This window comes from Nonomuraea sp. MTCD27 (assembly GCF_041950495.1).
In the GTDB taxonomy this organism is placed as follows: domain Bacteria; phylum Actinomycetota; class Actinomycetes; order Streptosporangiales; family Streptosporangiaceae; genus Nonomuraea.
The window spans coordinates 331,552-346,119 of record NZ_JBGNUW010000012.1; the positions used below are offsets into that span (position 1 = coordinate 331,552).

14 protein-coding genes are annotated in these 14,568 nt (G+C 72.9%); 3 read left to right on the forward strand and 11 right to left on the reverse strand.

Going from position 1 to position 14,568, the window contains the following annotated elements:
• Nucleotides 1–5: 5 nt before the first annotated feature.
• From ACBJ59_RS33075 to ACBJ59_RS33105, 7 genes are read right to left on the reverse strand one after another with little or no spacing between them, the layout of a single operon-like run.
• A complete protein-coding gene (locus ACBJ59_RS33075) occupies nt 6–1,049 on the reverse strand; it encodes an ornithine cyclodeaminase family protein (RefSeq protein ID WP_375114118.1) in 1,044 nt (347 codons plus the stop codon).
• Complete coding sequence (locus ACBJ59_RS33080; protein ID WP_375114119.1) at nt 1,046–2,065, reverse strand: proline racemase family protein; 1,020 nt, start codon at nt 2,063–2,065, stop codon at nt 1,046–1,048. Before ACBJ59_RS33080 ends, ACBJ59_RS33075 begins: the two co-directional genes overlap by 4 nt.
• Entirely contained in the window at nt 2,062–3,063 is a 1,002-nt protein-coding gene (locus ACBJ59_RS33085) for a proline racemase family protein (protein ID WP_375114120.1), read from the reverse strand. The genes ACBJ59_RS33080 and ACBJ59_RS33085 overlap by 4 nt, the downstream gene beginning before the upstream one ends.
• Complete coding sequence (locus tag ACBJ59_RS33090; protein ID WP_375114121.1) at nt 3,060–3,953, reverse strand: dihydrodipicolinate synthase family protein; 894 nt, start codon at nt 3,951–3,953, stop codon at nt 3,060–3,062. Before ACBJ59_RS33090 ends, ACBJ59_RS33085 begins: the two co-directional genes overlap by 4 nt.
• 24 nt (nt 3,954–3,977) lie before the next feature.
• The gene (locus ACBJ59_RS33095; RefSeq protein ID WP_375114122.1) at nt 3,978–5,429 is read right to left on the reverse strand and encodes an NAD(P)/FAD-dependent oxidoreductase; all 1,452 of its coding nucleotides are present in this window, start codon (nt 5,427–5,429) and stop codon (nt 3,978–3,980) included.
• Entirely contained in the window at nt 5,426–5,668 is a 243-nt protein-coding gene (locus ACBJ59_RS33100) for a (2Fe-2S)-binding protein (protein ID WP_364120284.1), read from the reverse strand. Before ACBJ59_RS33100 ends, ACBJ59_RS33095 begins: the two co-directional genes overlap by 4 nt.
• A complete protein-coding gene (locus ACBJ59_RS33105) occupies nt 5,665–6,807 on the reverse strand; it encodes an NAD(P)/FAD-dependent oxidoreductase (RefSeq protein WP_375114123.1) in 1,143 nt (380 codons plus the stop codon). Before ACBJ59_RS33105 ends, ACBJ59_RS33100 begins: the two co-directional genes overlap by 4 nt.
• A gap of 97 nt (nt 6,808–6,904) precedes the next feature.
• On the opposite strand from ACBJ59_RS33105, the gene ACBJ59_RS33110 reads away from it, so the two are divergent.
• Both ACBJ59_RS33110 and ACBJ59_RS33115 read left to right on the forward strand, forming a co-directional pair.
• Nucleotides 6,905–7,891, forward strand: a complete 987-nt coding sequence (locus ACBJ59_RS33110) for a heme A synthase (protein WP_375114124.1) — start codon at nt 6,905–6,907, stop codon at nt 7,889–7,891.
• Nucleotides 7,892–7,953: 62 nt separating this feature from the next.
• On the forward strand, nt 7,954–8,661 hold the full coding sequence (locus ACBJ59_RS33115; RefSeq protein ID WP_375114125.1) for a vancomycin high temperature exclusion protein: 708 nt from the start codon (nt 7,954–7,956) through the stop codon (nt 8,659–8,661).
• Here the strand turns inward: ACBJ59_RS33115 and ACBJ59_RS33120 are convergent.
• From ACBJ59_RS33120 to ACBJ59_RS33135, 4 genes are all read right to left on the reverse strand, one after another.
• The gene (locus ACBJ59_RS33120) at nt 8,637–9,827 is read right to left on the reverse strand and encodes a PrsW family intramembrane metalloprotease (RefSeq protein ID WP_375114126.1); all 1,191 of its coding nucleotides are present in this window, start codon (nt 9,825–9,827) and stop codon (nt 8,637–8,639) included. The genes ACBJ59_RS33115 and ACBJ59_RS33120 overlap by 25 nt on opposite strands.
• The gene (locus tag ACBJ59_RS33125) at nt 9,814–10,773 is read right to left on the reverse strand and encodes a cation diffusion facilitator family transporter (protein ID WP_375114127.1); all 960 of its coding nucleotides are present in this window, start codon (nt 10,771–10,773) and stop codon (nt 9,814–9,816) included. The genes ACBJ59_RS33120 and ACBJ59_RS33125 overlap by 14 nt, the downstream gene beginning before the upstream one ends.
• Nucleotides 10,770–11,132, reverse strand: coding sequence for an ArsR/SmtB family transcription factor (locus tag ACBJ59_RS33130; protein WP_375114128.1), 363 nt, complete (start codon nt 11,130–11,132; stop codon nt 10,770–10,772). The genes ACBJ59_RS33125 and ACBJ59_RS33130 overlap by 4 nt, the downstream gene beginning before the upstream one ends.
• A gap of 76 nt (nt 11,133–11,208) precedes the next feature.
• Nucleotides 11,209–12,153 (reverse strand): heme o synthase, encoded by a 945-nt coding sequence (locus ACBJ59_RS33135; protein WP_375114129.1) that lies wholly within the window; start codon nt 12,151–12,153, stop codon nt 11,209–11,211.
• A gap of 383 nt (nt 12,154–12,536) precedes the next feature.
• On the opposite strand from ACBJ59_RS33135, the gene tkt reads away from it, so the two are divergent.
• Nucleotides 12,537–14,567: a transketolase gene (gene tkt, locus ACBJ59_RS33140; protein ID WP_375114174.1), complete on the forward strand. Its 2,031-nt coding sequence runs from the start codon at nt 12,537–12,539 to the stop codon at nt 14,565–14,567.
• The last annotated feature ends 1 nt before the right edge of the window (nt 14,568 follow it).

Genomic DNA, 14,568 nt, shown 5'->3' on the forward strand with positions numbered 1-14,568 from the left:
CCCTTCTATGTCCACGCCTCGTAAGCGGCAGCCGCGACCACGAGGTCCTCCCACGCCATGCCCGTGCTCTTGAACACGCGCGGCCCCGGACCGGCGACCACCCTTCCGGCGATCAGCTCGGCGAGGTTTCCGGCGAGATGACGGGAGGTGATCGTACCCCGGCGAATCGGGACGATGACGTCGCCGGCCTCCGCGAGGGCGGACGCCCTGGCCTCGACGACCACGGTGGCGCGGGCGACGAGGTCGCCGTCGAGCTCGCGGGCGTCCGGCTCGTGCGACCCGACCGCGACGACGGTGACGCCGTCGCGGGCGAGCTTACCGGGGAACAGGGGCTCTCTGGCCGTGGTGCAGCAGGCGATGAGATCAGCCGCGGCCACCGCCTCGGCCACCGGGCCGACCGCTGTGCCGACCGCTGGGCCCACCGCTGTGCCCGCCGCTGGGCCCACCGCTGTGCCCGCCGCTGGGCCCACCGCTGGGCCCACCGTTGGGCCCGCCGCCGGCGGATGAGTCCGGGCGCGGGCGGTCAGGCCCAGGTCGCGGCAGCGGGCGGCGAGGGCCTCGGCGCGGCCGGGGTCGCGGGCCACGATCGTCACGTCCTCGACCGGCCGCACCTCGCGCAGCGCCAGCACGTGCCCGTACGCCTGCGGCCCGCTGCCGAACACCACCAGCCGCCGGGCCCCCGGCTCGGCCAGGTGCCGCACGGCGAGGGCGGAGACGGCGGGCGTGCGCAGCGAGGTGAGCGCGATCCCGTCCATGGCCGCCAGCGGGGCCAGGGTGGCGCCGTCGAACAGCAGGTACGTCCCCTGGATCCGGGGCAGCCCCAGCTCCGCGTTGCCGGGCGCGATGCTCACGGCCTTGACGCCGACGTACCGCCGCATGGACGCGGGCATGAGCAGCAGCTGCCCCGCGGGCACGTCCACGATGGGCCGCGGCGGCGTGGCCTCCGGGTCGAGGCCGGCCCGCAGCGCGTCCTCCAGGACCGTTACGGCCCGGCCGACGGGCACCAGCCGCTCCAGCGTGGCGGCGTCGAGGTAGGGCAGCCCGCTCATCGCAGCGTGAACCCGGTCGGGAACGGGTCGTCGGGGTCGAGCTCGAAGACGTGCCGCCCGGTCCGGTAGGCCATGCCGTCGATCGCCACGACCACGCCCTCGCCGGTCCGCTCGACCACCCGGGCGGTGAAGACGCTGCCCACGATGCTCCGGTGGACGAGGCCGCCGCGCCCGCCCTCGCCGTCCAGCCCCTCGTCCGGCCCCCCGCCCGGCCCCTCGTCCGGCCCCTCGTCGTCCAGCAGCGCCATCCGGGCGGCGGTGCCGGATCCGCACGGCGAGCGGTCCACCTCCCCGTCGGCGAACACGGTGACGTTGCGCTGCTGCCTGGCGCCGTCCAGGTCGGGCAGCTCGTCGTAGAAGATCACCCCGTAGACGCCGGACAGCCGCTCGTCGGACGGGTGCCGCGCGACCGGGTGGCCGGCCAGCCCGGCCTTGATGCGGGCGGCGTGGCCGACGAGGGCGTGCAGGTGCCGGGGCTCGACCGACAGCCCGAGGGCCGAGGCCGGCACCGAGGCGTAGATGGCGCCGCCGTAGGAGACGTCCGCGCTCAAACCCGCGACGGGCACGTCGCGGGCGATGACGAACGAGGGCACGTTGACGAAGGTCACGGATTCGACCCGGCCTCCGGCGGTCCGCACGCGGGCCGTGACGCGCCCGGAGGGCACGTCCACGACCACGTCCGTCACGCCGTCCTGCACCGCCTCGACCAGCCCCTCGTGCACCGCGTACGCGCCCAGCGCGATCGTGCCGTGCCCGCAGGCGGTGGAGAAGCCGTCCTTGTGCCAGAACAGCGCCCCCAGGTGGGCCCCGGGGTCGTCCGGCGGGACGAGGAAGCAGCCGTACATGTCGGAGTGCCCGCGCGGCTCGTGGCACAGCAGCCGCCGCACGTCGTCGAGCTCGGCCATGGCGGTCGTGCGGCGGGAGAGCACGTCGGCGCCGGGGATCTCGGGCACCCCGCCGGTCACGATCCGGAACGGCTCCCCGGCCGTGTGGTAGTCGACCGTGGTGATCGTCACAGCTCGAACCCCGCGGGGAACGGGTCGCGCGGGTCGAGGAAGTATTGCGCGGTGCCGGTGATCCAGGCCCGGCCGGTGATCGACGGGACGACCGCGCCCTGCCCGCCCACGGCGGTCTCCTCCAGCAGCCGGCCGATGAACCGGGTGCCGATGAACGACTCGTTCACGAAGTCCCGGCCGAGGGGCAGCTCGCCCCGGGCGTGCAGCTGGGCCATGCGGGCGCTGGTGCCGGTGCCGCAGGGCGAGCGGTCGAACCAGCCCGGGTGGATGGCCATGGCGTGCCGCGAGTGGTGGGCGTCGGAGCCGGGGGCGGCGAAGTAGACGTGGTGGCAGCCGCGGATGCGGTCGTCCTCGCGGTGGACGGGCTCGTCGGAGGCGTTGATCGCCTCCATCGTGGCCAGGCCGGCCGCGATGATCTCGTTCTTGGCCTTGCGGTCGAAGGGCAGGCCGTAGCGGTCGAGGTCGACGACGGCGTAGAAGTTGCCGCCGTACGCCAGGTCGTACGGGATCTCCCCGAACCCGGGCACGGTCACCGAGGCGTCCAGCCGGTCGCAGTAGGAGGGCACGTTGCGCAGCGTCACCGACATGGCCATGCCGTCCTCGACGGCCACGTCCACCTCGACGAGCCCGGCGGGCACCTCCAGGCGTACGGTCGTGACCGGCTCCACGACCTCCACCATGCCGGTCTCGACCAGCACGGTGGCCACGCCGATGGTGCCGTGGCCGCACATCGGCAGCAGTCCCGACACCTCGATGAACAGCACGCCCCAGTCGGCGTCCGGCCTGGTGGGCGGCTGGAGGATGGCGCCGCTCATGGCCGAGTGGCCGCGCGGCTCCGTCATGAGCAGGGTGCGGATGTGGTCGAGGTGGTCACGGAAGTAGACGCGCCGCTCGGCCATGCTCGCGCCCGGGATCACGCCGATGCCGCCGGTGATCACGCGGGTGGGCATGCCCTCGGTGTGGGAGTCGACGGCGTGGAAAACCCGTTTGGTCCTCATCGCAGCCCTTCTGCCAGTGCCTTCTCGGTCGCCGCCCGCACAATAGCCGCTTGCTCGTCCGTCAGCGGCTGCCTGGGCTGCCTGCACGGGCCCCCGTGGCGGCCGGCGAGGTCCATGGACAGCTTGATGGCCTGGACGAACTCGGTCTTGGAGTCCCAGCGCAGCAGCGGGTGCAGGGTGCGGTAGAGGGGCAGCGCGGTCTCCAGGTCGCCGGCGACGGCGGCACGATAGAGGGCGGAGCCGGCCGCGGGCAGCGCGTTGGGGTAGCCGGCGATCCAGCCGACCGCCCCGGCCACGGCCAGTTCGAGCAGCACGTCGTCGGAGCCGATCAGCAGGTCCAGCTCGGGGGCCAGCTCGGCGATCTCGTACGCCCGCCGTACGTCCCCGCTGAACTCCTTGACCGCCACGATCAGCCCCTCCTCGTGCAGCCTGGCCAGCAGCGCGGGGGTCAGGTCGACCTTGGTGTCGTAGGGGTTGTTGTAGGCCACGACCGGCACGCCGGCCCTGGCCACCTCGCGGTAGTGCTCGACGACGGAGCGCTCGTCGGCCCGGTAGGAGTTGGGCGGCAGCAGGAGCACCGAGCCGCAGCCGGCCTCGCCCGCCTGCTCGGCCCAGCGGCGGGACTCGGCGGCGCCGTACGCGCCCGCCCCGGCCATCACGTTGTCGCCGCCGACGGCTTCGACGGCGGTCTCGATCACCTTGGCCCGCTCCTGCGGGATGAGCGTCTGGTACTCGCCGAGCGAGCCGTTGGGCACGACGCCGTCGCAGCCGTTCTCGACGAGCCAGCGGCAGTGCTCGGCGTAGCCGTCGTAGTCGACCGACAGATCCTCGCGCAGGGGCAGCGCGGTGGCCACCATGACGCCGTGCCAGGGCTTGCTGCGATGTTCCATCTGGGAGTCCTCCATGTCGGGAAGTCAGTGAGCGGGGTGGTCGTCGGGCCCCGGCGCGCCGGGGGTGTCGAGGTCGAGGGAGCCGAGCGCGCCCAGGGTGACGGGCTGGGCGATGGGGCGGCGGGGCGGCTGCGGCGGCTCCCCGGCCAGGCAGGAGACGGCGTAGCCGCAGATGCGGCCCTGGCACCAGCCCATGCCGGGGCGGGCCAGGAGCTTGATGGAGCGCGCGTCGGTGGCGCCGAGGGCCTGCGCCTCGCGTACGCGGGCCAGCGGCACCTCCTCGCACCGGCACACGAGCGTGTCGTCGCGCAACCAGCCCTGCCAGCCGGGCCGCACGGGGTAGGCCCGCTGCAGCGCCTCGCCGAACGCCCGCCACCGCTGCCGCCGCCGCGCGAGCACCGGCGGGACCACGTCACCCGGGGCCGGGGCGGCGGGGTCGCGACCGGGCGGGGTGGCGGGGTCGCGACCGGGCGGGGACGTCGTGTCGGCGGCGATGGCGCGGCCGGCGATGCGGCCCTCCAGCTCGGCCAGCCGCCAGCCGCCCACCCCGGCGGGCTCGCCGGCCGCCCACACGCCGGGCACGGTCGTGCGCAGGGTCGCGTCGACGGCCAGCACCGGGCTGCCGTCCACGTCGTGCCGGGTCTCGCACCCGAGCTGCGTCCCCAGCTCGATCTGCGGCACGAACCCGTACCCCACGGCCACGGCGTCGCACTCCACGACCCGGGTGGCCAGAACGTTCCACTCCTCGTCGAGGCGGGCCACGGTGACGGCCTCCACCTCGCGGTCCCCGTGGGCGGCGACCACGGCCTGGCGCGTGCGGTACGGCACCCGGTGCCGGGCCAGGGCGGCCGCGTACCCCGCCGCCTCCCCGGCCTTGCCCAGGGCCAGCAGCGGATGCCGGGCCAGGCCGAGCCCGCCGTTGGCCTCGTACACACCGAGCACCCGCGCCCCGGCGCCGGCCAGCCCCGTGGCGACGGGGAGCAGGAACGGGCCGGTGCCGGAGACGACGATCCGCCCGCCCGCGACGACGCCACCGCCCTTCAGCAGCGCCTGCGCGCCGCCGGCGGTGAGCACGCCGGGCAGGTCCCAGCCGGGGAAGGGCAGCGGCCGGTCGTGCGCGCCGGTGGCGATCAGCAGCCGCCGGGCCCGCAGCACCGCCGGCCGCTCGCCCGAGGCGTCTGCCGCTCGACAAGGTCTGGTCACGCAGTGCACGAGGAGACCGGCGTCCGGTTCGCGGGACACGCTCCACACCTGGTGCCCGAGCAGCACGTCGGCCCGGGCGCCGAGCGCCCGCGCCTGGCGCAGGAACCGGTCGAGCCCGGGGGCGGCCTTGGGGGCGGCGGCGTGCCGGAAGTACTGGCCGCCGAGCCGCGTGCCGGAGTCCACGAGCGCCACCCGCAGCCCGGCCAGCGCGGCCGTGAGCGCGCCCGCCACCCCGGCGGGCCCGCCGCCGACCACCACGAGGTCGTACGTCACGCCGTCGTCACCTCGTCCCCCGGCGCGGCCTCCAGCAGGCAGGCCCGTTCGGGCGCGCGCCCGTTGACCGAGATCAGGCAGTCGAAGCAGACCCCGATCCCGCAGAACAGCCCGCGCGGCCGCCCGCCGAACCGGGTGGTGCGCCACGAGCGCACGCCGGCCGCGTGCAGCGCCGCGCCGATCGTCTGCCCCGGCACGACCGGCACCGGCCGGCCGTCCACGGTGATGTCGAAGGTCACGCGGCCTCCTCGGCGAAGCGGTCGGGACGGAAGGGGTGCAGGTCGAGGTCGGGCCGCCGGCCGGCGAGGAGCTGGGCGAGCAGGTGGCCGGTCGCGGGGGCCAGGCCGATGCCGGCCCCCTCGTGCCCGCACGCGTGGTACAGCCCCGGCACGCGCGGGTCGGCGCCGATGACGGGCAGGTGGTCGGGGCAGTACGGCCGGAATCCGCAGTAGGACCTGATGGCCCGCACGTCGCGCAGCGCGGGGAACAGCGCCACCGCCTGCGCGGCCAGCCGCGACAGCACCGGCACCGACGTCGTCCGGTCGAACCCGACCCGCTCCCTGCTGGCCCCGATGAGCACGGTCCCGGCGGGCGTGCCCTCCACGACGGCCGACGTCTCCAGGTCGGCGGAGTCGCTGGCCACATTCGTCACGTAGGCGGCGGTGTAGACCTTGTGCCTGATCAGCGGCTCGCGCAGGGGCTCGGTGACGAGGATGAACCCGCGCCTGGGCAGGATCGGCAGGTTCGCGCCCGCCAGGGCGGCCACCTCGCCGCCCCAGGTCCCGGCCGCGTTGACGACGGCGCCGCCGAGCAGGTCGCCGTGAGAGGTGCGTACGCCCGTCACCCGGTCCCCCGACCGGAGGAACCCGGTCACGCGGACCCCGAGGCGCAGCCGCAGCGTGCCGTGCCCGAAGCTCTCGGCGCCGTGCCGGAGCAGGGTCGCGGCGGCCAGCATGGGCTGGACCTGCGCGTCCTGCGGGTAGTAGACGCCGCCCGCGAGCCCCTCGGCCAGGTGCGGCTCGTAGTCGCGCAGCTCCGTCCCGGTCACCGGGGCGTGCTCCACCTGTTGCTTGGCGGCCAGCCCGGCGAGCTGCCCCAGGACCTCATCGGTCTCGGCGACGACCAGCCCGCCCTTGGGCTCGAACTCGAACCCGCCGAGGCCGGCCAGCGAGCGCCACAGCCGGTTCGACAGCACGGCCAGCTCCAGCTCGGGCCCCGGCTCCTTGTCGGACACCAGCACGTTGCCCTCGCCCGAGCCCGTCGTGCCGCCCGCCACGGGCCCCCGGTCGACCACGGTCACGTCGAGCCCCGCGCGCGCGGCATAGTAGGCGCAGGCCGCCCCCACCACGCCCGCGCCGACGACGATCACGTCGGACATCACCACCTCCTCTCAGTAATATGTCACATACCTTGCTGTCTTGAGAAGCCCGTTCCCGATGGCGGGACCGACCGGCCGGGCCCCTACCATCGATGACGTGAAGCTACCCGCGGACAACTCCAACGTCTTCGTGCGCTTTCTGCTGTCCTTCTGGGCACCGACGACGCGGTCCCTGCGGGCCTGGGCTCTGGCCTCCGTGGTGGTCAACGCCGGCATCGCGGTGACCGGGGCGGGCGTCCGCGTCACCGGCTCCGGGCTCGGCTGCCCGACCTGGCCCAGGTGCACGCCCGACAGTTTCATCCCGGTGGCGCATCCCGAGGTCTCGCCGCTCAACATGGCCGTCGAGTTCGGCAACCGGCTGCTGACGTTCCTGGTGCTGGCCGTGGGGGCCGCCTGTGTCGTGGCCGTGCTGCGGATGGCGCAGCGCCGCCGCTCGCTCGTGCTGCTGTCGTGGCTGCAGCCGGCGGGCATCGTGGTGCAGGCCCTGTGGGGCGGGCTGGTGGTCAACACCATGCTCAACCCGTTCACCGTCGGCATGCACTTCGTCTTCTCCGTCGGCCTGATCGCCGCCTGCTGGCTGCTGTACGCCCGCGCCGGCGAGGGCGACGGCCCGGTGCGCCGGATCGTGCACCGCGACATCCGCCGGCTGGGCAACGTGCTGCTGGCGTCCGTGTTCGCGCTGGTGGTGGCCGGCGTGGTGGTCAGCGGCACGGGCCCCCACTCGGGCGACGAGCGGGCCTCCCGCTTCGACCTCGACATCGAGGCCGTGGCCCGGCTGCACGCCGACGTGGCCTACCTCGTGGTGGGGCTGACGTTCGCGCTGCTGTTCGCCCTGCACGTGACCAACGCGCCCCGGCCCGCCCGGCGGGCGGCGCTGGCGCTGCTCGGGGTGGAGCTGCTCCAGGGCGTGATCGGCTACACGCAATACTTCCTGGCCGTGCCGGCCGCCCTGGTGCTGCTGCACGTCCTCGGCTCGACCCTGGTCTGGATCGCCGCGCTGAGGGTCGTCACCTCGCTGCGGGCGCGTGACCCGGAGACCGCCCCCGCGCACCACTCCCCCACCGAGGCCGCCGCCATCGCCTGAGCGGATATGCCAGGGTATGTGGTGTTAAGTTCGCCACTCCCCCGGCCCAGAAGGGGTGCGATTTGCTGGGAAAAGTCCGCCCCACTCGAAAGGGGCTGCGCCGGGCGTACCAGGGACTCGTGCTGCTCAGCGTGCTCGCCCTGGCACCCATGACGTGGGCCTGGCTCGGCAGCTCGGGGCACCGGGTGATGGCCGAGGGCCGGGAGTGGCTCGGGCAGGTGCCCGAGACGCAGGCCGCGCTCGTGCTGGGGGCGGGGCTCTACGCCGGGCAGCCCACCCCGATGCTGGCCCGCCGGCTCGACATCGCCGCCGAGCTCTATCACGCGGGCAAGGTGCGGGCGCTGCTGCTGTCGGGCGACAACAGCCGCAAGGAGTACGACGAGCCCACGGCCATGCGCGACTACCTGCGCGCCAGAGGCGTGCCCGACACGGTGATGGTGCTGGACTACGCCGGGTTCGACACGTGGGACTCGTGCGTGCGGGCGCGCAAGGTGTTCGGGGCCGAGCGGGTGACGGTGGTGACCCAGGAGTTCCACATCCCCAGGGCGGTCACGCTGTGCCGGACGGCGGGGCTGGAGGCCTTCGGGGCGGGCGACGACTCGGCCCGTCGATGGGCCTCCACCACCTACGCCTACGCCGCCCGCGAGCTGCTCGCCACCGCCAAGGCCTTCGCCGACGCCCTCGTCCTGCACTCCGACCCGATCTACCCCGGGCCGCGCGAGGTCTCGCTCACCCGCATCCTCGGTCAGCCGGGCGCGCCCGGCGCGTAACCCGGCGGCGGTGAGCCCCTGGCCACCGATCGGGCGTGCATCGACGGCACCGGGAAGTCCGCGCGCGCGGTGCTCATGCACTCCAGCAGCGCCCGCTGCTCCTCGTGGAAGGTGTGCTCGTCGACCATGTGGCGGCCCGCCCGCTCGTGCAGCAGCCCCAGCTCGGTGGCGGCGAGCTGGTAGTCGCGCATCGCGCGCAGCCCCCGCTTGCCGCCGTGGGCCTTGGCCCACTGCCGGGCCTGGCGGCGCCGGGAGAAGGCCGACAGCATGTAGATGTCGGCCTCGTTGACCAGCTTGGTCGGCTCGTACGGCGGCAGATAGCGCTGGATGAGCGCCACGATCCGCCGCCGGTCCCTGAACACCACGCCGATGAGCACCACCAGCACGACCAGCAGCGCCAGGTAGGCCACCACGAGCCCGGGGAACCCGCCGTAGGAGGCCAGCCCGTTCCACAGCCCGTGCAGGATCATCGCCCCCGACCAGCCCGCCAGCACGTAGGTCACCCGCTCGGGGCCGCCCCGCTGGGCCGCGTACGCCACGCCGACCCCGATCATCGAGCTGAACAGCGGATGCGCCAGCGGCGACAGGATCCCGCGCAGGACCACCGTGACCGCCAGCCCCTTGAACCCCTGCCCGGACAGCGCGGAGATGTAGTAGCTGACGTTCTCGCTCATGGCGAAGCCGAGGCCGACCATGCTGGCGTAGATGATGCCGTCGGTCGGGCCGTCCAGCTCGGCCCGGCGGAACCTGAGCAGCCCCAGCAGCACCAGGCCCTTCATCGTCTCCTCCACCACGGGGGCGCCGAACGTGGCCGCGATGTTGCGGGCGCTGGCCTCCGACAGCTTGGCGGTGTCGATGATGTAGTGCAGGTTGAGCGAGTTGATCACACCGGCGACCAGCACGGCGACGCCCGCGCCCCACGCGAAGGCGAAGACGAGGTTGCTGCGCGGCTCGGGCTCCATCCGGTCGAGCGCCAGCACCGCCGCCAGCAGCAGCGGCACGGGCGCCAGCGCCAGCGCCAGGGCGATGAAGAACTGCACCGGCGCGCCGTTGAACACGTCGAAGGAGAACGAGACCAGAGCGCAGATGCCGGTGAGGACCAGCCCGATGATCAACGCGAACGACGGGCGGTCCTTCAACACCCAGCGTGGATCACGGGTCGCCATAGGGTGACTTTAACGGATCAGAGTGCCGGGGTCCGTGCGGGTCCGCGCAGTGCCGGTCGAGGCCGGGGATGCCGTGGTCGACCTGGAGCGTGGTGTGGCCGATCTCGAACCGCTCGTGCAGCAGGTCGGCGAGCCGCGTGCGCACCCGGTGACAGTCGGAGCCCTTCGCCACGAGCACGTGGGCCGACAGTGTGGGGTACCCACTCGTCACCGTCCAGACATGAAGGTCGTGCACCTCCTCCACGTCCCGCTCGGCGGCCAGCAGGCGGCCGATCTCGTCCGGGTCGAGGTCGCTGGGCGCCGCCTGGAGCAGCACGCGGCCGGAGTCGCGCAGCAGCCCCCAGCCGGCCTTCAGCATGAGCGCGGCCACGACGAGGGCGGCGATCGTGTCGGCCTGGCGGAAGCCGGTCAGCCAGACCACGAGGCCGGACACCGCCGTGGCGATGAACGCGTACATGTCGTTGAGCACGTGCTGGAAGGCGCCCTCGACGTTCAGGTTGCGCCGGTCGGCCCTGGACAGCAGCCAGGCGGCCAGCGCGTTGACGGCGATCCCGGCCACGGCGGTGACCACCACGACCGGCCCGTCCACCTCGGGCGGCTCCAGGAGCCTGCGCACGCCCTCATAGACGAAGTACGCCACCAGGAGCAGCAGCGTCACCCCGTTGATCTGCGCGGAGAGGATCTCGGCGCGCTTGTAGCCGAAGGTGTAGGCGCCCCTGGCCGGCCTGGCCGCGATGCGCATGGCGATCAGGGCCAGCGCGATGGCACTGGCGTCGGTCAGCATGTGGGCGGCGTCGGAGATCAGCGCGATCGAGTTGGCGACCACACCGGCGACCACCTCGACCGCCATGTAGCCGAGGATGAGCGCCAGCGCACCGATCAGACAGCGCCGGTCGGCCTCCGCGCTCAGGCCATGACCGTGCCCGTGCCCGTGACCTCCGCTCATCCGGTCTCCTTCAGATGCTCCCGGCTCAGGTCGAGCAGCATGCGGACATGGGCGTCGGCCAGCCGGTAGTAGATCATCCGGCCGGCCCTGCGGCCGGCCACGATGCCCGCCGTACGCAGGAGGCGCAGCGCGTGCGAGACCGCCGTGTCGGTCACCTCGACCGCGTCCGACAGGTCGCACACGCACAGCTCCCCCGCCTCCAGCAGCGCGTACAGCAGCCGGGCCCTGGTGGGGTCGCCGAGCAGCCGGAACAGCTCGGCCAGCCGCGTGGCCTCCTCAGGCGTGACGAGCCGGTCGCGGGTGGCCGCGACCCGGGCGGCGTCCGGCTCCTGCACCACGCACCCGTCCAGCCCCGTCACAAACACCTGAAGAGCTATTCATATGTGCATGATACGGATGGAAAAAAGCCCGGCGCGACGGCCGGGCCGGAACGGGTCAGGCGAGCAGCGGGTCGATCGCCACGGCGAGGAACAGCAGCGCCAGGTAGGCGTTGGACCAGTGGAAGAAGCGCATGGGCCGCAGGTCGACACCGCTCTTGCCGGCGTTGAGCCGGGCCAGCAGGCGGTGCACCTCCCACAGGCACATGACGCCCAGCACGGCGGCCACGACCGGGTAGAACAGCGTGGTGCCGGCCACCGGCCACAGCGCCAGCGAGCACAGCACGGTCGCCCAGGTGTAGGCGATCGACTCCAGCACGACCCGGCGCTCGGTGGCCACCACGGGCAGCATCGGCACCTTGGCCGCCGCGTAGTCCTCCTTGTAACGCATGGCCAGCGTCCAGGTGTGCGGCGGCGTCCAGAAGAACACCACCCCGAACAGCACCAGCGGCGCCCAGTCGAGCCGCTCGGTGATGCCGGCCCAGCCGATCATCACCGGCATGCACCCCGCGATGCCGCCCCAGACGATGTTCTGGGCCGTGCGCCGCTTGAGGATCATCGAGTAGACCAGCACGTAGAACAGGATCGCCGCGAGTGCCAGCACCGCGGCCAGCCAGTTGGTGGTCAGCCACAGCCCCACGGTGGACAGGATGCCCAGCACGATGCCGAACACCAGCGCCCCGCGCGGCGAGACCTGGTGCCTGGCCAGCGGCCGGCGGCGGGTGCGGCGCATCTTCTGGTCGATGTCGCGGTCCACGTAGCAGTTGAGCGCGTTGGCGCTGCCCGCCGACAGGGTGCCGAACACCATGACCGAGATCGACGTCCACAGCGGCGGAAGGCCGCCCGCTGCGAGGAACATCACCGGCAGCGTCGTGATCAGCAGCAGCTCGATGATCCGCGGCTTGGTGAGCGCGATGTAGGCCCTGATGGTCATGCCTATCGAGCGCGGCGCCTTCACCTGCGGTGAGGGGGCCGTCGCCTGCCTGTTGGTCAGCACCGTCAAGGCGCTTCCAGCCTGTGCGGAGTCAACGCGTAACCTCTGTAAAGAGCGGATCCATGGGCGGGCGCCGTGACGCCCCTGCGAACAAACAAACTGTAGTCGCAGGGTCGGCCGGTCCGGCCAATGGGGGGCTTGCGCCGTACATGGACACGCGAGGGTGGGATGGGAATCGATCGCCAGCCCCACTCGGTTAGGGTCCCGTGTAGGCGCGGGCGCGCAACCTGCGGCAGGCCGCCGGAAGGCGGCCCGTCTCGGGCGGGACAGCCGACCGGCAGACCAATGACAACTAGATTCCGGAGACCGAGCACTTGAGCACCGAACTCGTGCCAGCCCTTGAATGGACCGACCTGGACAAGCAGGCGGTCGACGTCGTTCGAGCCCTGGCCATGGACGCAGTGGAGAAGGCGGGCTCGGGTCATCCCGGCACCGCCATGAGCCTGGCCCCCGCCGCATACCTGCTTTTCCAGCGCGTGATGCGTCACGACCCCACCGATCCCGGGTGGCTCGGGCGTGACCGGTTCGTGCTGTCGTGCGGCCACTCGAGCTTGACGCTCTACATCCAGCTCTACCTGTCGGGCTACGGCCTCACGCTGGACGACCTCAGGCGGTTGCGCCAGTGGGACAGCCTGACCCCCGGCCACCCCGAGCACGGCCACACGGCGGGTGTGGAGACCACGACCGGCCCCCTCGGCCAGGGCCTGGGCAACGCGGTCGGCATGGCGATGGCGGCCCGCCGCGAGCGCGGCCTGTTCGACCCCGACTCCGAGGCCGGCTCCTCGCCGTTCGACCACCACATCTGGTGCTTCGTCAGCGACGGCGACATCGAGGAGGGCATCAGCCACGAGGCCAGCTCGATCGCCGGCCACCAGAAGCTGGGCAACCTCATCGTCATCTACGACGACAACCACATCTCCATCGAGGACGACACGCAGATCGCCCTGTCGGAAGACGTGGTCGCCCGCTACGACGCCTACGGCTGGCACACCCAGAGCGTCGACTGGACCGCCTCCGGCGACTACGTCGAGGACGTCCAGGCGCTCTACGACGCCCTGCAGGCGGCCAAGGCCGAGACCGACCGGCCGTCGTTCATCCGGCTGCGCACCATCATCGGCTGGCCGGCCCCCAACAAGAAGAACACCGGCAAGATCCACGGCTCGGCCCTGGGCGAGGCGGAGGTCGCCGCCACCAAGGAAGTGCTGGGCATGGACCCGGCCAAGACCTTCCACGTGCCGGCCGAGGTGCTGGAGCACGTGCGCGGCATCGCCCAGCGCGGCCGCGCCGACCACGCCGAGTGGGAGAAGGCCTACGCCGAATGGCGCCTGGCCAACCCCGAGCGGGCCGCCGAGCTCGACCGCATCTCGCACCGCGAGCTGCCGGCCGGCTGGGCCACCGCGCTGCCCTCGTTCGAGGTGGGCGCCTCGGTCGCCACCCGCAAGGCGTCCGGCGAGGTGCTGGGCGCGCTCGCGCCGGTGCTGCCCGAGCTGTGGGGCGGCTCGGCCGACCTGGCCGAGTCCAACCTCACCACGATGAAGGGCGAGCCGTCCTTCATCCCGGAGGAATACCAGACCAAGGAGTTCCCCGGTAACCGCTACGGCCGCACGCTGCACTTCGGCATCCGCGAGCACGCCATGGGCGCCATCCTCAACGGCATCGCCCTGCACGGCGGCACCCGCCCGTACGGCGGCACGTTCCTGGTCTTCTCCGACTACATGCGCCCGTCGGTACGCCTGGCCGCGCTGATGAAGCTGCCGGTCACCTACGTGTGGACGCACGACTCCATCGGCCTGGGCGAGGACGGCCCCACCCACCAGCCGATCGAGCACCTGTGGGCGCTGCGCGCGATCCCCGGCCTCGACGTGGTGCGCCCGGCCGACGCCAACGAGACGGCGTACGCCTGGAAGGCCGTGCTGGAGCACACCGACCGGCCCGCCGCCCTGGCGCTGACCAGGCAGAACCTGCCCGTCTACGAGGGCACCAGCGCCGACGGCGTGGCCCACGGCGGCTACGTGCTGCGCGACGCGTCCGACGGCCAGCCGAAGGTCATCCTCATCGCCACGGGCAGCGAGGTGCAGATCGCGGTGGACGGCCGCGAACTGCTCGAGGCGCAGGGCATCCCCACGCGAGTGGTCTCGATGCCGTGTGTTGAGTGGTTCAAGGGGCAGGAATCCGCATATAGGCAGACGGTTCTGCCCTCGTCGATCCGGGCTCGCGTCGCGGTCGAGGCGGGCATCGCGCTCGGCTGGCACGAATTCGTCGGCGAGTGCGGCGAAGTGGTCAGCCTCGAACACTTCGGTGCCTCCGCGCCGTACAGGACTCTGTACGAGCAGTTCGGTCTGACGGCGGAGCGGGTGGCGGCCGCGGCGAAGGCGAGCCTGGCCAAGCTGGGTCAGGACAAGGGCGAGACGACGGGAAACTGAA